This is a genomic window from Proteus sp. fly-1067 (genome assembly GCF_040139345.1).
GTDB lineage: Bacteria > Pseudomonadota > Gammaproteobacteria > Enterobacterales > Enterobacteriaceae > Proteus > Proteus vulgaris_B.
On record NZ_JBEEUL010000014.1, the window covers coordinates 73,426 to 93,194 of the forward strand.

Below are 19,769 nucleotides of genomic sequence, written 5' to 3' on the forward strand. Positions count from 1 at the left end.
ATTATGATTGTATTTTTATGAGGCATCAAAAAATGATACCCGTTATTGCCTTAGTAGGGCGCCCTAACGTGGGTAAATCCACGTTGTTTAATCGACTAACACGCACAAGAGACGCATTAGTTGCTGATTTTCCAGGCCTCACTCGTGATCGTAAATACGGTCGTGCGGAGTTAGAGGGCGAAGAGTTTATTATTATTGATACTGGTGGTATTGATGGTGCTGAAGAGGGTGTTGAAACCCATATGGCATCACAATCATTACAGGCAATTCAAGAAGCCGACGTTGTACTATTTTTAGTTGATGCTCGTGCCGGTTTAATGCCAGCAGACCAAGGCATTGCCAAACATCTTCGTGGTGTTGAGAAAAAAACATATTTAGTTGCGAATAAAACAGACGGTATTGATACTGATACTGCGTTAGCTGATTTCTATTCTTTAGGTTTAGGTGAGATTTTCCCAATTGCGGCCTCCCATGGTCGTGGTGTGGCTCAATTAATTGAACAAGCATTATTACCAATTACAGGAAAAGTGGTTGAAGAAGAAAAAGAGCTGACCGAAGAAGAAGAGAATGCAGCATATTGGGCTGCATTAGAAGCTGAGCAAGAAGCACAAGCATTAGAAGAGGAAGAAGATGACTTCGATCCTTCTACATTACCTGTCAAATTGGCGATCGTTGGTCGTCCTAATGTGGGTAAATCGACGCTGACAAATCGTATGCTTGGTGAAGATCGTGTAGTTGTTTACGATATGCCCGGTACAACACGCGACAGTATCTATATTCCTATGGAGCGTGATGATAAAGAATATATCATCATCGATACAGCCGGAGTTCGTAAGCGCGGTAAAGTGAAAGAAACAGTAGAAAAATTCTCTGTTATCAAAACACTGCAAGCGATTGAAGATTCTAATGTTGCATTGTTAGTTATTGATGCGCGTGAAGGCATCTCTGATCAAGATCTTTCATTGCTAGGTTATATCTTGAATGCGGGTCGTTCATTAGTGATTGCTGTTAATAAATGGGATGGCATGACACAAGACGATCGTGAACAAGTAAAAGCCATGCTTGATCTTAAACTGGGCTTTGTTGACTTTGCACGAGTTCACTTTATTTCTGCATTACATGGTAGTGGTGTGGGTAATCTTTTTGAATCTATTCAAGAAGCTTATGTCTGTGCAACGCGTCGTGTTGGCACATCAATGCTGACGCGTATCATGAAGATGGCAGAAGATGATCACCAGCCACCAATTGTTCGTGGACGCCGTGTAAAAATGAAGTATGCACATGCTGGTGGTTATAATCCACCTGTTGTGGTTATTCATGGTAATCAGGTAACTGATTTGCCAGATAGCTATAAGCGTTATTTGATGAACTATTTCCGTCGTACTCTGCAAGTTATGGGAACGCCAATTCGCATTCAATTTAAAGAGGGTGAAAACCCTTATGCGGATAAGAAAAATAAATTAACACAATCTCAAATGCGTAAACGTAAGCGTTTAATGTCACATTTGAAGAAATCTAAATAAGCTTATTCAAGCTTAAAAATAATAAAAAACGGCGTTCACAGTATGTTGAACGCCGTTTTTTATGCTCATGATTATTATTGTTCAGCTAACATTTTTTCTATCATCTGTTGAGCCACAATCGCTTGTTCACCGCTTGTTATCGGATGAGTATCGTTCATCACACATTGAATAAAATGCTCTACAGCACCAATAAACCCACGTTGTAATAAAATCGGATCCCAATTTTCGGGATGTTTTTCAGTGAGTATTTGTTTATTTTCACTACGCCACATATTCATATTGGTAATTTGATGGATCGCATTTTCATCAATAGCAATGAGTTGTTCTTGCTGACTACCCGCTTTTCTATGCATTGAGGTTGTTATCCAGCAGTCTTCTATTTTTAAATGATGTTCAGCATAAAATAACTCACTCTTTTCTGTTTGAATAATACTGCCACTTGATAATTTTGCATTAGAACCAGCAAACCAAAGTGCAGTATCGATAACATGTAAATAATCATCGAATAAGGTAAAGCGGGTATCTTTTGGTCCGATGCTATCACATCGATGTTTCTCTATTCTTAGTGAAGAGAGATGCGTTATCGTTTGTTTCAATGATTGGTAAAAAGGTGCAAAGCGACGGTTAAATCCCACCATTAATTTTTTATTTTTTTGCGTTGCGAGTTCAATGAGTATCTCAGATTGATGGATATGTTCTGTTAATGGTTTATCAACATAAACATGTACTCCCTCATTTAATAAATATTTTATGATTTCAAAATGGCTTGAAGTTGTACTGTGTACAAATATGGCATCACATTGTTTAGCAAGAGAGTGAAGGTTATTAAAATAGGAAATACGGTAAGCGGCACAAATTGCATTTCCTTTTTCTTGGTTTGGTGAAAATGCTCCCACAAATTCCCAATTAGCGGTTTTGCTCAAAATAGGGAGATAAACTTTCTGTGCAATTGCCCCTAACCCAACCATACCTATCCGTAATTTTTTCATTATTCGCCTTCTTTTTTCAATGTGATATCTAGTTAAGACAAGTAAAAAGTATATATATTGCTAATTAAAGAATAAAAAAGGGAAAATGATAATTATCTTTTTTAAATCAATAGCCTGATATTCTAAAGCTATTCGGTTAAGCGGAGTTGAGTTGCTAATGTCATTTATATTTCGATTTATTGATCGATTTTAGCTGTATGATTTTTTAATTACTTTCGTTATTCTCTGGTGATTGCGTAACTATTTTTTTCATACTTTTAAGGTAACTTGTATGCTTAGAGCCTTTATTCTCTTCACATTTTTGGGATATCAAAGCATTGCACTTAGTAGCAATAACTCGGATAATTTTTCTCTTGGTTTAGTTTCCAATAAAGAAGAAGGGCTTATTTTATATACAGATAAACCCACTTTAGCAGACCAACTTATTTACACCTGTTTTAATGACCCTACCAATAAAAATAACAATCAATGTTTATTACTTCAGGGGAAAGATTTTAATATCACTGATAAATACAATGTAGTTTATGACTCCGTCGATGACAAAATAACCTATACATACCTTTATAATAAAAAGCCAACTCAACTCGTAGACTTTATGGATGAGCTATCAATGTCTGTTATTTATCCTAATAATCCTAATCAGGAAAATAGCATTAAAATAACAGGAGCATTAAATCACTCTGAAATTATCTTTGATCATCAAAAAATCAATATAACAAATTGCTATAGTTCTGAAGGAATTCATATCTTTAATAAAGATGATATAAGCAAATACCACTTATATTATTATTTAGGATTTGATGTTATTTCTGATTGTCCTGATAAGTTATTCGAAGAATAAAAACGCCATCATTCAAATAAGGCGTTACCCCTCATTTTATATTGATTTCATTGATTTTTTTAATTTAATTATCATATAACGATATTGTTTTCATAAAAACTTAATTTAATTTTTCAAATAATAATTTAAAATGTAATTGATTCCTATTCGTCTTAATGAGCTGTTATTTTGAAAAAAACGATTATCATTACATCAATTTTTATGCTTTCTGCTTGTGCAACACCTGAAAAATGGGAAGCAAACACCTGCACACCATCTCCTTTAGATATCGCTAAAAATATGTGTATGCAAGAAGCTAATACGCGATATCCCGCGAGATATGTGGCTTCAAGTCAACCTTCTTTTGCTCCAATGAGAATAAATGGTAAAGATATTCCAAATTCAGGGGCAGGAACATCTTTTCCTTCAGATGCGAATGAATGGCAGCGTAGGGATTATTTTAATACCTGTATGAGAGGGGAAGGCTGGGAAAATAAAAATAAAGTTACCGGATTACTGTCCTTTTTGTTTAATTAATCTTGCCAAAAAGAAAAGTTCGCTTTTTCGTTGATTTAAAAAAAGCCACTTTAAAAAGTGGCTATCATTGAGAGATAGAGCTTGTGCTATACCCACTCTTTTTGGATCAAAAAGTCACTGTATAGCTTTGCTTCAGGAGTATCCGGTTCGGGTGAATAATCATATTCAAAACGGACTAAAGGTGGCATAGACATTAAAATTGACTCTGTTCTTCCTCCGCTTTGTAGCCCAAATAAGGTTCCTCTATCCCACACTAAATTAAACTCAACATAGCGACCACGGCGATAGAGCTGGAATTGGCGCTCATGCTCTCCCCAGGGCATTGATTTACGTTTTTCAACTATAGGTAAGTAAGCATCAAGATAACCAAGGCCGACACATTGAACAAACTCGAAACAATGGTCAAAATCTGGTGTATTTAAATCATCAAAGAAAAGCCCACCGACACCACGGGGCTCGTTGCGGTGTTTAATATAAAAATAATCATCACACCATTTTTTATAACGCGGGTAATAATCTTTGCTAAAAGGGATACAAACAGATTTGGCAACCTTATGCCAATGGATAACGTCTTCTTCAAATCCATAGTAAGGTGTTAAATCAAAGCCGCCGCCAAACCACCAAATGGGATCTTCACCTTCTTTTTCTGCAATAAAAAAGCGCACATTAGCATGAGAGGTTGGAATATAAGGATTAAGAGGGTGAATAACTAATGAAACACCCATTGCTTGAAAACGACGTCCGGCTAATTCAGGGCGATGTGCTGTTGCCGATTGAGGGAGTGACTCACCATAGACATGTGAAAAATTAACTCCTGCTTGTTCGAAAAGTGCGCCATGGGTTAATACACGAGTACGGCCACCACCACCTTCTTTTCTTTCCCAATTATCTTGCTGAAAAGTGGCTTTTTGGTCTATGTTTTCAAGAGAGTGACAAATCGTATCTTGTAGTGATAAGAAAAATTCTTTAACACGATGAATATCAGGTAAATTCATAATAACCTACAATTTTTATCATATTTATTAAAAATAGAACTCCATATCGCCTATGTTCTCATTTTCAAGTTGATTCATAAACCAAACAAGCGATAATAAATTTAGATTTATATGAACAATAACAGGCAAAACCATGGAAATACGTGTATTTCGCCAAGATGATTTTGAGGCAATTATTACACTTTGGGAACGTTGCGATTTAATCTCGCCAGAAAACGATCCTGAAATTGATATTGAAAGAAAAATAAACCATTCACCTGATTTATTTCTGATTGCAGAAGTGGCCGGTGAACTAGTGGGGAGTGTGATGGGGGGCTACGATGGTCATCGTGGATCTTTATATTATTTAGGGGTTCACCCAGACTTTCGTGGCAGAGGCATTGCGAATGCATTGATCTCTCGATTAGAAAAAAAACTGATCGCAAAAGGATGCCCACAAATTACATTAGTTATACCAGAAGAAAATGATGCAACGATTTTTATGTTTGAAAAGCTATTGTATGAAGATCAAAACCAAGAAAGTACAACTTATACTAAACGGTTAATTATCGATCAGGATTTTGATCTCTAACATGTCATAAGCCCTCAATATTTTGAGGGTTATTCTTACTTCTGTATTTGTCCTTTCTGTTTCTCTATTTTTATCCTTACACGTTATTCCCTTATTTTATACGTAAAATCTGATATTGCTTTTTCTGTGGAACAAATCGTGATGTAAAAGGTCGTAACTAGGCCTTCTTTTTCATGAGGTTATTCAGCGTTAAATTAAGCAATACTTTTTTATGCTAATTTATTGTGCGTGTTTTAGTCGGATGATTGAGGTGGGGTAAAGAGTAAGATAAGGTGTGCTTAATAACATCAATATCTATTTTAATGAGTGATGTAAAAGTTTAACGGAGAAATAAATGATACCTAAGTTTTGGTTACCCTTGTGTTTAAGCACAAGCGTTTTGCTATTAAGTGGCTGTTCATCCATGGGAGGAATGTCTTTTTCTGCACTAAATCCGATGAATTGGTTCTCAAATGATACGCTAACCGTTTCTGCTAATGGATTAGGTAATATTACAAGCTCAACAAAAATCACAGAAAATGATATTAAGAATGAATTAGGAAGTCGCTTTCATTATCGTGAAGGCATGGAAATGCAAGGCAATGATATTATCGTTGTTGTTCAAGGTTTAGATGATAATAAAACTCAAGTGGCTTTCTACGGCAAAGAAAAAGGCACAGTAGAGAAAATAGAAGTCTTTGATGCCAAGGCGACGACAGATTGGGGCACAACTATTGGTACACCATTTAAAGATATCTATAAAAAAGCCTTTGGTGCATGTAGTAAAGGCCCTAAAGATGAAAAGCAAAGAACAATTTTATGCCAATCAGAACAAGCTAAATCAGTGAGCTATGTCTTTAGTGGACAATGGGACGGCCCTGATGGATTAATGCCACCAGATGAAGTTTTATCAAATTGGACGTTAACGCAAATTATTTGGCAGAACAAAACACCTGCACGCTATTCCTTATAATATATGGAAGATTTTATAATCAGACTGTCTGATATTTGTTAAAAGGCAAATCTTCGGAAAAAAATATTCGATATAATTAACATTATTCCGAGCGTTTTGATTATTGATTAGGGAAGCAATATGTCTCATGCACAAAGTGGCATTTTAGTCGCACATAGTAAATTTGGTCTTTTTATCGAAGCAATGGTCGTGGGTGAATTAGAATTTCTGCGTCAAGGATGTCAGAAATTTATGCAATCATTATCTGATTTACAAAAGCAATTTCCTGATGCGTCATTAGGCGCAGTTGTTGCATTTGGCTCCGATCTTTGGAAAAAATTATCAGATGAAAACAGTGCCCCTGAGCTAAAACCTTTTCGCCCATTAGGTAAAGGTTTAGCGCCGGCGACACAACGTGACCTACTTATTCATATTCAATCTATGCGCCATGATGTTAACTTTTCATTGGCTCAAGCAGCAATAGCGGCTTTTGGTGATGTGATTAAAGTTGAAGAAGAAATTCATGGTTTCCGTTGGATAGAAGAGCGTGATTTAAGTGGTTTTATTGATGGTACTGAAAACCCACAAGATGATGAACGCTACGGTGTTGCATTGATTAATGATGGTGTAGATGCTGGTGGTAGTTATGTTTTAGTTCAGCGTTATGAGCATAACCTAAAAAAATGGGCTCGTTTTAGTGAATCAGATCAAGAGAAAATGATCGGTCGTACTAAAAAAGACAGTGTTGAACTTGATGAATCAGAACGTAATGTCACTTCTCATGTTTCTCGTGTTGTGATTGAAGAAGATGGTGAAGAGTTGGCTATTTTACGTCACAGCCTGCCTTACGGTACTGCAAGTGGTAAACATGGTTTATATTTCTTAGCTTATTGTGGTCGTTTATATAATATTGAACAGCAATTACTAAGTATGTTTGGTGAATTAGATGGCAAACACGATGACTTATTACGTATGAGTAAGCCTGTTACAGGAAGTTACTACTTTGCTCCATCTTATGAAGCCTTAAAAGCACTGTAAATTGCCGAGTATTAAATAAGTTTTTATTGATGAAATGCCTGCTTTAATCGCAGGCATTTTTGTCTGAATTTTTTTCATATTAATATCAATCGATGTTAATTTAATTAATTAGCTTGTATTTTATTCAATTTTAATAGCTTTCAGTTATATCAAATAACAAAAGCTAACTACACTGTTATAAATAAAGCCGATAAAGTAACCATTAGAATAAAACTTACAATGATGGGTACTTTTGATGAAGAAAAACATAATCAGAACCTTTGCATTACAAGCAACTACGGCATTGTCTTTGGTTGCCAGTAGTTATGCAGGGGCAGCTCAATTACTTAATAGCTCTTATGATATTGCGCGAGAGTTATTCACACAGCTAAATAGTGATTTTAAAACTCAGTGGGATGCACAGCATCCTGATGACAAAGTAACTATCAAACAATCTCATGCTGGCTCTTCTAAGCAAGCACTTGCGATATTGCAAGGGCTACCTGCGGATGTGGTGACATACAACCAAGTGACCGATGTACAAATTCTGCATGATAAAGGCAAGCTTGTTCCAGCAGATTGGCAACAACGTTTGCCTAACAATAGCTCACCTTATTATTCCACTATGGCGTATTTAGTTCGCAAAGGTAATCCTAAAAATATTACGACATGGGAGGATTTAACCCGCGAAGATGTCAAAGTGGTTTTCCCGAATCCCAAAACATCAGGTAATGGTCGCTATACCTATTTAGCTGCTTGGGGGGCTTTTGAAAAAGCCTATGGTAATGATGCAAAAACCCAAGAAGCAATGAAAAAGTTCCTTAAAAATGTTGAAGTATTTGATACCGGAGGTCGTGGTGCGACAACCTCTTTTATTGAGCGTGGACTTGGGGATGTGCTGATCAGTTTTGAATCTGAAGTTAATAATATTCGTCAGCAATATGGTGAAGATGAATATCAAGTTATTGTGCCACCCGTAGATATTCTAGCTGAGTTTCCAGTCGCTTGGATTGATAAAAATGTGCAACGTAATGACACAGAAGCACTGGCAAAAGCTTACCTCAATTACTTATACAGTCCTCAAGCACAAGAGATCATCACGCAATTTAACTATCGCGTAAATGATAAAGCTGTTATGGCGCAAAAAGCAGCACAATTTCCAGCAACGTCTCTATTTACCGTTGAAGAGATATTTGGCGACTGGAATAACGTGATGAAAACACATTTCACAACAGATGGCATGCTTGACAAGTTATTAGCACAAGGACGTCAATAATGTTTACCACAACCAGTAAACGGGTATTACCGGGATTTGGATTAAGCTTAGGCGGAACACTGTTTTATACCTGCTTGATCTTACTATTACCAATGAGTGCACTGGTTGTGCAACTTTCTGATATGAGCTGGGCGCAATATTGGGCAGTCATAACACATCCTCAAATTGTTGCCGCGTATAAAGTCACACTACTTGCAGCTGCGGTTGCTAGTATTTTTAATGCTATTTTTGGCATGTTGCTTGCGTGGATCATTACACGTTATCGTTTTCCGGGTAGACAACTACTTGATGGTTTAATGGACTTACCTTTTGCTTTACCTACTGCGGTTGCTGGATTAACGCTCGCTACGCTGTTCTCAACACAAGGCTGGTATGGCTTTGTGCTAGATAAATTTGATATCAAAGTCATTAACACATGGATTGGGATTGCTGTTGCTATGGCTTTTACCAGTTTGCCTTTTGTAGTAAGAACGGTTCAGCCAGTGCTTGAAGAGTTAGGCCCAGAGTATGAAGAGGCCGCTGAAACTCTAGGAGCGAGCCGTTGGCAAACATTTCGTAAAGTTGTATTGCCTGAATTATCACCTGCATTAATTGCTGGAACCGCGCTTTCTTTTACACGCAGTTTGGGGGAGTTTGGGGCTGTTATTTTTATTGCCGGTAATATTGCATGGCAAACAGAAGTGGTTTCCTTGATGATTTTTATTCGATTACAAGAGTTTGATTATCCTGCGGCTAGTGCTGTGGCTTCTGTGATTTTACTTGTTTCTTTAGTCTTACTGTTTTCAATTAATGGCTTACAAAGCCGATTTGGTCAACGGTTGAGGGGGCATTGATGTCAGATATTATGCAACAAGGCTCTATTTATCGTCGGCAAATTGATTGGGTTAAGTGGGGATTGATCCTTACAGGGGTTGCGTTATCCATTTTATTTTTAGTTGTGCCTATTGCGTGGATCTTTATGACCGCGTTTTCAAAAGGTGTTGAAATATTTACTGAGAACTTATTAGACAGCGATATGTTACATGCTGTCTGGTTAACAGTATTAATCGCGTTAATCACAGTACCTGTCAATATGTTGTTTGGTGTCAGTATGGCATGGCTGGTTACTCGCTTTCGTTTTCCGGGACGCCAATTATTAATGACACTCATTGATATCCCTTTTGCGGTATCACCTGTTGTCGCCGGACTGCTCTACTTGCTTTTTTACGGTAGTAATGGCTGGGCTGGTCAATGGTTATCTCAGTTTGATATCCAGCTTATGTTTTCATGGCCGGGGATGGTTTTAGTTACCGTATTTGTCACTTGTCCTTTTGTTGTTAGAGAACTGGTACCAGTGATGATGAGCCAAGGTAGTCAAGAAGATGAAGCGGCAGTGTTATTAGGGGCGAGTGGTTGGAAAATGTTTTGGCGTGTGACATTACCTAATATCCGTTGGGCATTACTCTATGGTGTGGTATTAACCAATGCCAGAGCTATTGGTGAATTTGGCGCGGTTTCAGTGGTATCCGGTGCCATTCGTGGTGAAACCTATTCATTGCCGTTACAAGTTGAATTGTTGCATCAAGATTACAATACCGTTGGTGCCTTTACGGCTGCCGCATTACTCGCGATGATGGCGATATTCACCTTAATGTTTAAAAGTGCATTGCAATGGCATTTAGCACGTCAGCAATGACATCATTATTGACACAAAAGTAGAGGCAAAATATGAGTATTGAAATTAATAATGTCACAAAATATTTTGATCGCACCGAAGTGTTGCATGATGTCAGCCTTGATGTCGCTTCAGGTGAAATGGTGGCATTGTTAGGACCTTCAGGATCAGGAAAAACAACGCTTTTACGTATTATAGCGGGATTAGAACATCAAACCCAAGGAAACATCTGTTTTGAAGGACAAGATGTTAGTCAATTACATGCTCGTTCACGTAAAGTCGGTTTTGTTTTTCAGCATTATGCACTGTTTCGCCATATGACCGTATTTGAGAACATTGCATTTGGCTTAACCGTATTACCACGTCGTGAACGTCCTAGTAAGGCTGAGATTAATAAAAAAGTTGAGCAATTGTTAGAGATGATCCAATTACCTCACTTAGCTCAACGTTATCCGGCACAATTATCGGGTGGGCAAAAACAGCGGGTGGCTTTAGCAAGGGCTTTGGCTGTAGAGCCTCAAATTTTATTATTAGATGAGCCTTTTGGTGCTTTAGACGCCAAAGTAAGAACAGAATTACGCCGTTGGTTACGTGAATTGCATGAAGAACTTAAATTTACTAGCGTCTTTGTGACTCATGATCAACAAGAAGCGATGGAAGTGGCCGATCGTATTGTGATAATGGGGAATGGAAAAATAGAACAAGTAGGTACACCACAAGAAGTGTGGCAATCGCCTTCAAGCCGCTTTGTACTCGAATTTTTAGGTGATGTTAATCATCTACAAGGTGAGATTAATGGCGCACAATTACATATTGGGGGCTATCACTTACCATTATCGGTGACACCGCTTTATCAAGGTGAAGTAGATGTATTTTTACGCCCTTGGGAAATCGCATTAAGTACATATGAAAATAGTGTCTGTCGATTACCTGTTAAAGTTATTGAGGTTTCACCTAAAGGACATTATTGGCAATTAATTTTACAACCCATAGGATGGAGTAAAACACCAATTACGGCAGTATGGAATGAGATGTCTTTAACACCAGCAAAAGGAAACACCTATTATATGGGAGGTGCCCAAGCCCGTTTATATTCGGGAGATACTCCCTTAAAAACTGTATCGTTGGCGTATACCGCGTAATTATATTTATCACTGTACTCTCTAATTTTCACCCATGCCTATTTTTAAGCATGGGTGTTTTGGTTTTGACAACAGCTTAAGGTTATCTAAAAACATTAATGCTATTGCGTTAATAAGTTAAATGTGATTTCTTCATTAATACAGACAAATAAATGAGCAGGGACTTATTGTGGCAGGGTTAGAACAATTTATTGGTAATACACCATTAGTAAAACTACAACGACTTACACAAGAGGTAGACGCTGAAATTTGGGTTAAGCTTGAAGGTAATAACCCCGCAGGTTCAGTGAAAGACAGAGCTGCATTATCTATGATTGAACAAGCAGAATTACGTGGTGAAATAAAGCCAGGTGATACGCTTATTGAGGCAACCAGTGGTAATACTGGGATTGCCTTAGCTATGATTGCAGCAGTAAAAGGCTATCACTTAAAACTATTAATGCCAGAAAATATGAGTAAAGAGCGTCAAGCTTCTATGCAAGCCTATGGTGCAGAGCTTATTTTGGTAAGTCGAGAAATAGGAATGGAAGGGGCTAGGGATCTCGCACAACAAATGGAACAGCAGGGAGAGGGAAAAGTATTAGATCAATTTAATAACCCAGATAACCCAAGAGCCCATTTTATGTCAACAGGCCCTGAAATTTGGCAACAGACACAAGGTCGTATTACCCATTTTGTATCAAGTATGGGCACAACAGGCACCATTACAGGTGTAGGCAGTTATTTAAAAACACAATCTGACCAAGTGCAAATCATTGGACTTCAACCAGAAGAAAAAAGCCAAATTCCAGGCATTCGTCGCTGGTCGCCCGCTTACTTACCAGGGATCTTTAAAAAAGAGCTGGTGGATAGTGTGATTGATATGTCTCAAACCGAAGCAGAATCAACGATGCGCCTTTTAGCAAGACAGGAAGGTATCTTCTGCGGTGTGAGTTCTGGGGGCGCTGTTGCTGGCGCTCTGCGCGTTGCAAAAGAAAATCCCGGTGCGGTGATTGTTGCGATTGTGTGTGATAGGGGTGATCGTTATCTGTCAACGGGCGTTTACTCGTCATAATTCTTACTCGTCATAATTCAAGTTGTAGCGTTGTTGACTGCGTTCACTCACCCTAGTCACATACTAATGTATGCTCCTAGGGGCTTATTCACTTGTCGCCTAGCTATAGCTTGAATTATTTAGAGTATTTACTCGTCATACTTCAAGCCGTAGCGTTGTTGACTGCGTTCATTCGCACTAGTCACATACTTATGTATGTTCCTAGTGACTCATTTACTTGTCGCCTAGCTACACCTTGAATTATTTAGAGTATTTTTTATTTTTTATTTTTTATTTTTGTAATATAAAAAAACCGCCACATTACTGGTGGCGGTTTAAATCATCTAGAGTGCAAATAGAAAATAATTAGAAATTATTTTTTAATCTGAATAATAACGGTTTCACCAACAGTAACTGGGCCTGTCATTTTGGTTAAACCTTGAATTTCATCCATATTAGAAATGACAACTGGTGTCAGAACTGATTTTGCTTTTTCTTCTAATACAGCCAAGTCAAATTCTAAAATAGTATCACCAACTTTTACTTGCTGACCTTCTTCAGCGATACGTTTAAACCCTTCACCTTTCAGTTCAACAGTGTCGATACCGAAGTGGACAAATAACTCGATACCGTTGTCAGACTCAATAGAGAAAGCATGGTTAGTCTCGAAAATTTTACCGATAGTACCATCGACTGGCGCAACAATTTTATTACCAGCAGGTTTGATAGCAATACCGTCACCTACGATTTTTTCAGCGAAAACAACATCAGGAACATCTTCGATATTGACGATTTCACCTGAAAGTGGTGCAACAATATCAATCGTGCCACTGCCTTTCTTTTCCTCTGAAACCAGTGATTTTAATTTATCAAACAGACCCATGAATCTTCTCCTAATTATTGTAGTTGGGACCGGGCTCTGGCTAATGCGATTAGCACAGTGTCTTCTCTTTAGTAAAAGTTTCTACTAAGTCCATCAATTCTTTCGCAGTTGGCTGAGCAAGTGCTTGCTCTGCTAGTGCTCTTGCGTCATCGTAATTCGCATTGCGGATCACTTTTTTGATGCGAGGAATTGAAATAGCACTCATACTAAACTCATCTAATCCCATGCCTAGAAGGAGCAATGTTGCTCGTTCATCTCCAGCAAGTTCACCACACATTCCAGTCCATTTACCTTCAGCATGTGATGCATCAATCACCTGTTTTATCAGGTTGAGTACGGCAGGTGACATTGGATTATATAGATGAGATATCAGCTCATTTCCACGGTCTACAGCCAGAGTATATTGTGTTAGATCGTTAGTCCCAATACTGAAAAAGTCAACTTCTTTTGCCATATGACGAGCCATCACTGCGGCAGCTGGTGTTTCTACCATCACACCGACTTCAATAGACTCATCAAAAGCTTTATTTTCTTCACGAAGTTGGTTTTTCAATATTTCAAGTTCTGCTTTCAATGCTCTGATCTCTTCAACAGAGATAATCATTGGAAACATAATGCGTAGTTTACCAAAAGCAGATGCTCTTAAGATAGCACGTAATTGTGAATGAAGGATCTCTTTACGGTCAAGACAAATACGAATTGCACGCCAGCCTAAGAATGGGTTCTCTTCTTTAGGTAGATTCATGTAAGGTAAGTCTTTATCACCACCAATATCCATAGTACGAATAATGACCGCAGGACTTCCAACTGCTTCTGCTACCGCTTTATAGGCTTGGAATTGCTCATCTTCTGTTGGTAAAGAGTCTCTATCCATAAATAAAAACTCAGTACGATAGAGACCAACACCTTCAGCACCGTTACGTTCAGCACCAGCAACATCACGAACTGTACCAATATTAGCGCAAACTTCGACCTGGTGCCCATCAAGTGTAATGGCAGGTAAATCTTTGAGCTTGGCTAATTCTTCCTTTTCGTGCAGATACTCTTCTTTGATGGCTTTTAATGCTTCGAGTTCTTCGTCAGATGGATTAATAATAATTTTGTTATTAATCGCATCAAGAACAAGATAATCGTCTTTTTTAATGGTTTGTGTTGCATTAGATGTGCCCACAATAGCTGGGATTTCTAATGAACGAGCCATGATAGAAGTATGAGACGTTCTACCCCCTAAGTCAGTGATAAAGCCTAATACGTTATCTAGGCTTAATTGAGCAGTTTCGGAAGGGGTGAGGTCAGTTGCTACTAGAATAACTTTTTCTGAAATAGCACTTAAATCGATAATTGGCATTTCTAAAATATTACGCATCAAGCGTTTACCAATATCACGAACGTCAGCAGCGCGCTCTTTTAAGTATTCGTCATCTAATGCTTCTAATGCGGTGGCTTGATCTTCAATAACAGATTGAACAGCAGCTTCGGCAGTCTTTTTGTCGCTTTTGATGAGAGTAACAATTTCTTGTTCTAACTCTTCATCTTCTAATAACATGATATGGCCTTCAAAGATTTCGGCTTTATCTGCACCGAGATTTTTTTCAGCACGCTCTTTAATGATTTCTAGTTGTTGTGCAGATTTATTGCGGCCATCTTTAAAGCGCTCGATTTGATTCTCAATTTCATCACTTTGGATCTTACGTTGGCTAATGATGATGGGTTCTTCTTTGAGGAGAAGGGTTTGACCAAATGCGATACCGGGTGATGCTAAAATTCCTGAAATCATAATTTATCCTACGACTTGCTGGTGATAATCTTAAAAGAATAGGATTGCAAAATACTGTTGTTTTAAAATCATCATTAGAGGTTAACTCCCCTGAATGGTTTCAGGGGAATAAATACTGTGCTAATGCTTAATCGCGAATTATTCTAATTCCGCCATTAATTTTACCAATGCTTCAACGGCTTGCTTTTCGTCTTCACCTTCAGCAGAGATAGTTACTACAGTACCTTGGGTCAAACCTAAGGTTTGTAATTTGAAAAGGCTCTTAGCACTAGCAGATTTACCACTAGAGATAAGGGTGATATCAGAAGAGAACGTTTTGGCTTCTTTTACAAATTGTGCAGCAGGACGAGTATGTAAGCCGTTTGGTGCTGTAATAGTAACTTCTTGCTGGTACATAGGATTTTTTTCCTTTTATAACTCAATTGTTCACATTAAGTCAGGACTTAGTAAGTGTAGATGAAATTGTCCTGCTTTGCGTAGCAATATCAGATAATATTAAGTCGTAAAGCGTCATCTGATAAAAATAGTGTTCAAGAAAATAAAAGAGTGTGATTTTATCATCTCGGTTATTTTCTGATTAATTTCGACCTTCGAAATAATTAATTGATTAAATACTAAACTCGAAGGAATAAATCACCTATCTGGATGACAAAGTTTGATCTCCACCACAAAAAAAGCACCTTTAAGGTGCTTTTTTAATAAATATTTTACAATTGAGATGATGCGATTTAGCTATCAGAAATGTCAGCAAAAAGTGGGGTGCTTAAATAACGCTCACCTGAAGAAGGTAAAATTACTACAATTTCTTTGTTTGCAAATTCAGGTTCTTTTGACAGTTTTACGGCTGCCGCAATCGCTGCTCCAGAAGAAATACCCGCTAAAATACCTTCTTTGGTCATTAATTCTCGCGCAGTATCAAAAGCTTCTTCGTTTGTTATCTGAATAACGCGATCCAGCAATGATAAATCTAGGTTTTCAGGGATAAAACCAGCACCAATACCTTGAATTTTATGAGGGCCTGGTTTAATTTCTTCACCAGCTAAGGCTTGTGTAATAACAGGAGAACCTGTTGGTTCAACAGCAACCATTGTCACTGCTTTGCCTTTTGTTTTTTTCAAGTAACGGCCAATACCCGTGATAGTACCACCAGTACCAACACCTGCAATTACAGCACCGACTTCACCATCAGTGTCATTCCAAATTTCTGGGCCTGTGGTTTTTTCATGAATTTCAGGGTTAGCTGGATTACTAAATTGCTGTAGTAAAAGATAGCGGCTAGGATCGCTGTCACGAATTTCATTGGCTTTATCGATAGCCCCTTTCATGCCTTTTGCGCCATCAGTTAGCACTAAGTTGGCACCTAGAGCTTTGAGTAGTTTTCGGCGTTCAACGCTCATGGTGTCAGGCATGGTTAGTGTCAATCTGTATCCGCGTGCAGCTGCAACGTAGGCAAGTGCAATCCCTGTATTACCACTTGTCGGCTCTACAAGTTCAACACCTTCTTTTAGGATACCTTTCTTTTCAGCATCCCAAATCATGTTGGCACCGATACGGCATTTCACACTAAAGCTTGGGTTACGAGATTCCACTTTAGCCAGAATGTTGCCATTTCCGAAATGCTTTAAGCGAATTAAGGGAGTGTGTCCAATAGTTTGCGAGTTGTCTTCGAAAATCTTGCTCATTTTTATCCTCGGTACATGATTTTTTATAAGGTCAGATGAAATTACCATACGCCATCAAGACAAAGATGGAAATAAGCTTTATGAATAACCTTATAACTTTTTCTTATTTTTATTCCAAAAGGTTCTAATCAAGAGTGAGTGAGAAGATTCACAAATTAATAAATCAAGAGATGTGCAGTATATTGATGGCTGATAATCTATTTTTTTAACTATATCTATTGTAAATGCAGGGGTCATAATGGAAACGATCGAAGAGTTGATTACAGCACTTGAACTCGCTGTACCTGAATTAGATGCACAAGCGTTGCGTGAGAACTTACCTGAATCTGATGCTCAAGAAGATGTACTTAATTGGTTATACGAATCACTCTCTGCTCAAGGATTAATGGATTATGTAGAATGGACAGAATATTTTGGTGATATTCCTGATTTGAAATCGTTAGAACAAATCTCTTTTTCTGAATCACCTAGCGCACTGATTTTATCTCAAGTAGAGAATATTGATTGGGATGAGGTAAGTGTTGATCCTTATATGTTGCCTTACGAATTACCTTATCTGGAATATATTAACCACTTTTTGGCAGAAAAAGGGTTACGGCTAGTGGATCTCACTCCGTTTGAAAATGCGTATATTTTCTGTATTCGAGATGATGAAGAGCTGATTGAAAAATTAGATGGTGCTTTAAATATCTTTGAAATGGGCATCAATGAACGTGAGCCGATGGATAGAGAAGAAACAAAAGATTATATTCGTTCACTCATTGAGTAATATGTTCAATAGCTAAATAAATCAATCAGTGTTTTAAATATAATCTATAAAATAAACCCCCGTTTTGATAAAACGGGGGTTTTCAACATTATCGATAAGCGGCGAAATAATGCTTACCACTGTCCTTCTTGTGTATGTTGTTTGCGATAACGATCGCACCACATTGCTGTTGCACCACAAATAGCAACAGGCATGATGACTAAATTTAGAATAGGGATCATGGTAAAAATATTAATAATCATACCAAATTGAAGATTATTCCATTTGTCTTGTTTGAGTGAGGATTTCATCGTTGCAAATGAAATTTTATGGTTATCAAACGGGAAGTCATTATATTGAATTGCCATCATCCAAGCACCAAAAGCAAACCATAAAATAGGAGCAACGGTTTGTCCGACAACAGGGATAAAATAAAGTAATAACAAGACAATAGCACGAGGTAAATAATAAGCTATTTTGGTTAATTCACGTTTTAAAATACGTGGAACATCTTTTAATATACCTGTAACTCCCGTATCTGGTGGGGTAATGCCAGTTATTTGACCTTCTAATTTTTCAGCCAACAGGCCATTAAAAGGAGAGGCAATAATATTAGCTAAGGTACTAAAGAAATAAGTGAACACCAATAAAATAAAAATAACGGATAATGGCCAAATTAAATAGCTTAGCCATTGTAACCAATCAGGGACTTTTTCCATCATCCAATTGACCATATCGCCAATTTGACCATATAACCACCAAAAGGCGCTTCCGAGAATAATAATATTGGCAAGTAACGGCAAGATAACAAAACGTTTTAGCCCTTTGCGTGTAATTAAACGCCAACCAAGAGCAAAATAATGAAATCCATTTAAATTTTTATTCGTTTCTGTCAAATTTGTCATACTTCCTATTCTCTCCAATGAGGGCAAGCTAGTATCATATAGGGAGATAATCAGCCTTACTAGTCTTGAATTGTCTAAAAAATGCGCATAAGAGATTGAAGTGTGTATCTTTGTGACAAGAAAATTAAGTATTGGCTTGCACTTATGAGCATTGGCAAATACTCTTAGTAAAAAGTAATATTCGCCAACGTGGCTATTAAACCTCAAGACAACAGAGATAGAAATGATGCAGCAAAATTTGCGTCTGATATTAATCGTTGTTGGTGCGATTTTAATCATAGCTTTGTTATTACACGGCTTATGGATTGGTCGAAAAGAGCGTTCTAAGCTTTTCCGTAATCGCCCAGTAAAACGTCAGAAACAGAATTATCAGTCAGATGAGAACGATGACGAACCACAATATGCTGAGGCTAGTCATCAGACATCAACTTTATCCTCTACTGAAAAGCGGGAGAGTGAGCCACCGATAAAATCGGAGTCTCTACATGAACCTGAGTTTTCGGTGGTAGATAGAGATCCATTAATGTCTGAAAACCAAGCAAAAGGGCATTCTAACGAAACATCGCTACAACAAGAGCCGACCCTTGGAGTATTTGATGTTATTGAAAAAGAATCTGCACCTGTTGTCAGGGATGAGCCAAGACAAGCTCCTGTGGTCAATGTAGCGGGTGAAATAAAATCACACGTTAATACAAGCCCGTCGGTGAGTTCAGAGCCTTCGATTTCAGAGACAACGGCTCATGTGACTCCTGTTGAAACTGAAGCTTCGCATCATGCTCCGGCTGTAGAGCCCAAAACGGGACCTACGCCAGTTGTAGAACCTGTAGAAGAAGCGGAGAAAGAGCTGGTTATTGTGTTAAACGTAAGCGCACACCATGGCCAAATGTTGGATGGTGAAATATTGATGCAAAGTATTATTCAAACTGGATTCCAGTTTGGAGAAATGAATATTTTCCATCGTCACCTAAATCCAACGGCTAATGGTCCGGTTTTATTTAGCTTAGCCAATATGGTGAAGCCAGGCACCTTTGATATAGATACTATGGCTGAATTAACCACACCCGGTGTCTCTATGTTTATGATGGTGCCGTCTTATGGTGATGCTAACCAAAACTTTAAATTGATGTTGCTTGCAGCTCAACGTATTGCATCTGATGTGGGAGGGGTTGTACTTGATGATGAGCGCAAACTCTTAACACCACAAAAAATCGAGCTTTATAAATCTAGAATTCGCAGGACGCTGGATTTAAATCAATAGTTTCTATCTGTAAAAAAGCCCCCGCTTG

General features: G+C 38.0%; 20 protein-coding genes. 13 read left to right on the top strand and 7 right to left on the bottom strand.

What is annotated here, in order from left to right; all coding sequences use genetic code 11:
- Positions 1-32 precede the first annotated feature (32 nt).
- Positions 33-1,523, top strand: a complete 1,491-nt coding sequence (der, locus tag ABN217_RS16315) for a ribosome biogenesis GTPase Der (RefSeq protein ID WP_115350059.1) — start codon at positions 33-35, stop codon at positions 1,521-1,523.
- Between the two features lie 74 nt (positions 1,524-1,597).
- On the opposite strand, the gene ABN217_RS16320 is transcribed toward der, so the two are convergent.
- Entirely contained in the window at positions 1,598-2,512 is a 915-nt protein-coding gene (locus ABN217_RS16320) for a Gfo/Idh/MocA family protein (protein ID WP_196553799.1), read from the bottom strand.
- A 271-nt stretch (positions 2,513-2,783) separates the two neighbouring features.
- Here ABN217_RS16320 and ABN217_RS16325 point away from each other — a divergent pair, with 271 nt between their 5' ends.
- A complete protein-coding gene (locus ABN217_RS16325; RefSeq protein WP_197269002.1) occupies positions 2,784-3,353 on the top strand; it encodes a hypothetical protein in 570 nt (189 codons plus the stop codon).
- A gap of 168 nt (positions 3,354-3,521) precedes the next feature.
- A complete protein-coding gene (locus ABN217_RS16330) occupies positions 3,522-3,869 on the top strand; it encodes a hypothetical protein (protein ID WP_349459630.1) in 348 nt (115 codons plus the stop codon).
- 86 nt (positions 3,870-3,955) lie between these two features.
- On the opposite strand, the gene hemF is transcribed toward ABN217_RS16330, so the two are convergent.
- Entirely contained in the window at positions 3,956-4,864 is a 909-nt protein-coding gene (gene hemF, locus ABN217_RS16335; RefSeq protein ID WP_072068685.1) for an oxygen-dependent coproporphyrinogen oxidase, read from the bottom strand.
- Between the two features lie 133 nt (positions 4,865-4,997).
- On the opposite strand from hemF, the gene ABN217_RS16340 reads away from it, so the two are divergent.
- The 8 genes from ABN217_RS16340 to cysM all read left to right on the top strand — a co-directional run bounded on the left by ABN217_RS16340 (position 4,998) and on the right by cysM (position 12,509).
- Positions 4,998-5,435 carry a GNAT family acetyltransferase gene (locus ABN217_RS16340; protein ID WP_072068684.1) on the top strand — a complete coding sequence of 146 codons (438 nt, stop codon included), beginning with the start codon at positions 4,998-5,000 and terminating at the stop codon, positions 5,433-5,435.
- A gap of 334 nt (positions 5,436-5,769) precedes the next feature.
- The gene (locus ABN217_RS16345; protein WP_349459631.1) at positions 5,770-6,387 is read left to right on the top strand and encodes an RpoE-regulated lipoprotein; all 618 of its coding nucleotides are present in this window, start codon (positions 5,770-5,772) and stop codon (positions 6,385-6,387) included.
- 120 nt (positions 6,388-6,507) lie between these two features.
- Complete coding sequence (locus tag ABN217_RS16350; RefSeq protein WP_196553797.1) at positions 6,508-7,404, top strand: Dyp-type peroxidase; 897 nt, start codon at positions 6,508-6,510, stop codon at positions 7,402-7,404.
- A 235-nt stretch (positions 7,405-7,639) separates the two neighbouring features.
- Entirely contained in the window at positions 7,640-8,659 is a 1,020-nt protein-coding gene (gene cysP / locus ABN217_RS16355; RefSeq protein WP_196553796.1) for a thiosulfate ABC transporter substrate-binding protein CysP, read from the top strand.
- A complete protein-coding gene (cysT, locus tag ABN217_RS16360) occupies positions 8,659-9,492 on the top strand; it encodes a sulfate/thiosulfate ABC transporter permease CysT (protein WP_072068681.1) in 834 nt (277 codons plus the stop codon). Before cysP ends, cysT begins: the two co-directional genes overlap by 1 nt.
- A complete protein-coding gene (gene cysW, locus ABN217_RS16365; RefSeq protein WP_196553795.1) occupies positions 9,492-10,334 on the top strand; it encodes a sulfate/thiosulfate ABC transporter permease CysW in 843 nt (280 codons plus the stop codon). Before cysT ends, cysW begins: the two co-directional genes overlap by 1 nt.
- A 32-nt stretch (positions 10,335-10,366) precedes the next feature.
- Entirely contained in the window at positions 10,367-11,455 is a 1,089-nt protein-coding gene (gene cysA, locus ABN217_RS16370) for a sulfate/thiosulfate ABC transporter ATP-binding protein CysA (RefSeq protein ID WP_196553794.1), read from the top strand.
- Between the two features lie 169 nt (positions 11,456-11,624).
- A complete protein-coding gene (gene cysM / locus ABN217_RS16375) occupies positions 11,625-12,509 on the top strand; it encodes a cysteine synthase CysM (protein ID WP_164526490.1) in 885 nt (294 codons plus the stop codon).
- 352 nt (positions 12,510-12,861) lie between these two features.
- Here cysM and crr read toward each other — a convergent pair whose 3' ends face one another.
- The 4 genes from crr to cysK form a co-directional block, all read right to left on the bottom strand.
- A complete protein-coding gene (crr, locus tag ABN217_RS16380) occupies positions 12,862-13,371 on the bottom strand; it encodes a PTS glucose transporter subunit IIA (RefSeq protein ID WP_036935451.1) in 510 nt (169 codons plus the stop codon).
- A 49-nt stretch (positions 13,372-13,420) separates the two neighbouring features.
- Positions 13,421-15,148, bottom strand: coding sequence for a phosphoenolpyruvate-protein phosphotransferase PtsI (gene ptsI / locus ABN217_RS16385; RefSeq protein ID WP_196553793.1), 1,728 nt, complete (start codon positions 15,146-15,148; stop codon positions 13,421-13,423).
- 138 nt (positions 15,149-15,286) lie between these two features.
- On the bottom strand, positions 15,287-15,544 hold the full coding sequence (ptsH, locus tag ABN217_RS16390; protein ID WP_006533407.1) for a phosphocarrier protein Hpr: 258 nt from the start codon (positions 15,542-15,544) through the stop codon (positions 15,287-15,289).
- A 332-nt stretch (positions 15,545-15,876) separates the two neighbouring features.
- Complete coding sequence (gene cysK / locus ABN217_RS16395) at positions 15,877-16,830, bottom strand: cysteine synthase A (RefSeq protein ID WP_197269003.1); 954 nt, start codon at positions 16,828-16,830, stop codon at positions 15,877-15,879.
- A 238-nt stretch (positions 16,831-17,068) separates the two neighbouring features.
- On the opposite strand from cysK, the gene ABN217_RS16400 reads away from it, so the two are divergent.
- The gene (locus ABN217_RS16400) at positions 17,069-17,599 is read left to right on the top strand and encodes a hypothetical protein (protein WP_072068676.1); all 531 of its coding nucleotides are present in this window, start codon (positions 17,069-17,071) and stop codon (positions 17,597-17,599) included.
- Positions 17,600-17,712: 113 nt separating this feature from the next.
- On the opposite strand, the gene cysZ is transcribed toward ABN217_RS16400, so the two are convergent.
- Positions 17,713-18,483 carry a sulfate transporter CysZ gene (gene cysZ, locus ABN217_RS16405; RefSeq protein WP_196553791.1) on the bottom strand — a complete coding sequence of 257 codons (771 nt, stop codon included), beginning with the start codon at positions 18,481-18,483 and terminating at the stop codon, positions 17,713-17,715.
- 226 nt (positions 18,484-18,709) lie between these two features.
- On the opposite strand from cysZ, the gene zipA reads away from it, so the two are divergent.
- Entirely contained in the window at positions 18,710-19,741 is a 1,032-nt protein-coding gene (gene zipA / locus ABN217_RS16410) for a cell division protein ZipA (protein ID WP_502935129.1), read from the top strand.
- The last annotated feature ends 28 nt before the right edge of the window (positions 19,742-19,769 follow it).

Bases quoted from the DNA above. Each gene is read 5' to 3' on its own strand.
- cysT (WP_072068681.1), top strand. From the start codon at position 8,659: ATGTTTACCACAACCAGTAAACGGGTATTACCGGGATTTGGATTAAGC.
- crr (WP_036935451.1), bottom strand. From the start codon at position 13,371: ATGGGTCTGTTTGATAAATTAAAATCACTGGTTTCAGAGGAAAAGAAA.
- ptsI (WP_196553793.1), bottom strand. From the start codon at position 15,148: ATGATTTCAGGAATTTTAGCATCACCCGGTATCGCATTTGGTCAAACC.
- cysW (WP_196553795.1), top strand. From the start codon at position 9,492: ATGTCAGATATTATGCAACAAGGCTCTATTTATCGTCGGCAAATTGAT.
- cysP (WP_196553796.1), top strand. From the start codon at position 7,640: ATGAAGAAAAACATAATCAGAACCTTTGCATTACAAGCAACTACGGCA.
- hemF (WP_072068685.1), bottom strand. From the start codon at position 4,864: ATGAATTTACCTGATATTCATCGTGTTAAAGAATTTTTCTTATCACTA.
- ABN217_RS16325 (WP_197269002.1), top strand. From the start codon at position 2,784: ATGCTTAGAGCCTTTATTCTCTTCACATTTTTGGGATATCAAAGCATT.
- cysZ (WP_196553791.1), bottom strand. From the start codon at position 18,483: ATGACAAATTTGACAGAAACGAATAAAAATTTAAATGGATTTCATTAT.
- ABN217_RS16400 (WP_072068676.1), top strand. From the start codon at position 17,069: ATGGAAACGATCGAAGAGTTGATTACAGCACTTGAACTCGCTGTACCT.
- der (WP_115350059.1), top strand. From the start codon at position 33: ATGATACCCGTTATTGCCTTAGTAGGGCGCCCTAACGTGGGTAAATCC.
- ABN217_RS16350 (WP_196553797.1), top strand. From the start codon at position 6,508: ATGTCTCATGCACAAAGTGGCATTTTAGTCGCACATAGTAAATTTGGT.
- ABN217_RS16345 (WP_349459631.1), top strand. From the start codon at position 5,770: ATGATACCTAAGTTTTGGTTACCCTTGTGTTTAAGCACAAGCGTTTTG.
- cysK (WP_197269003.1), bottom strand. From the start codon at position 16,830: ATGAGCAAGATTTTCGAAGACAACTCGCAAACTATTGGACACACTCCC.
- zipA (WP_502935129.1), top strand. From the start codon at position 18,710: ATGCAGCAAAATTTGCGTCTGATATTAATCGTTGTTGGTGCGATTTTA.
- ptsH (WP_006533407.1), bottom strand. From the start codon at position 15,544: ATGTACCAGCAAGAAGTTACTATTACAGCACCAAACGGCTTACATACT.
- ABN217_RS16340 (WP_072068684.1), top strand. From the start codon at position 4,998: ATGGAAATACGTGTATTTCGCCAAGATGATTTTGAGGCAATTATTACA.
- ABN217_RS16320 (WP_196553799.1), bottom strand. From the start codon at position 2,512: ATGAAAAAATTACGGATAGGTATGGTTGGGTTAGGGGCAATTGCACAG.
- cysA (WP_196553794.1), top strand. From the start codon at position 10,367: ATGAGTATTGAAATTAATAATGTCACAAAATATTTTGATCGCACCGAA.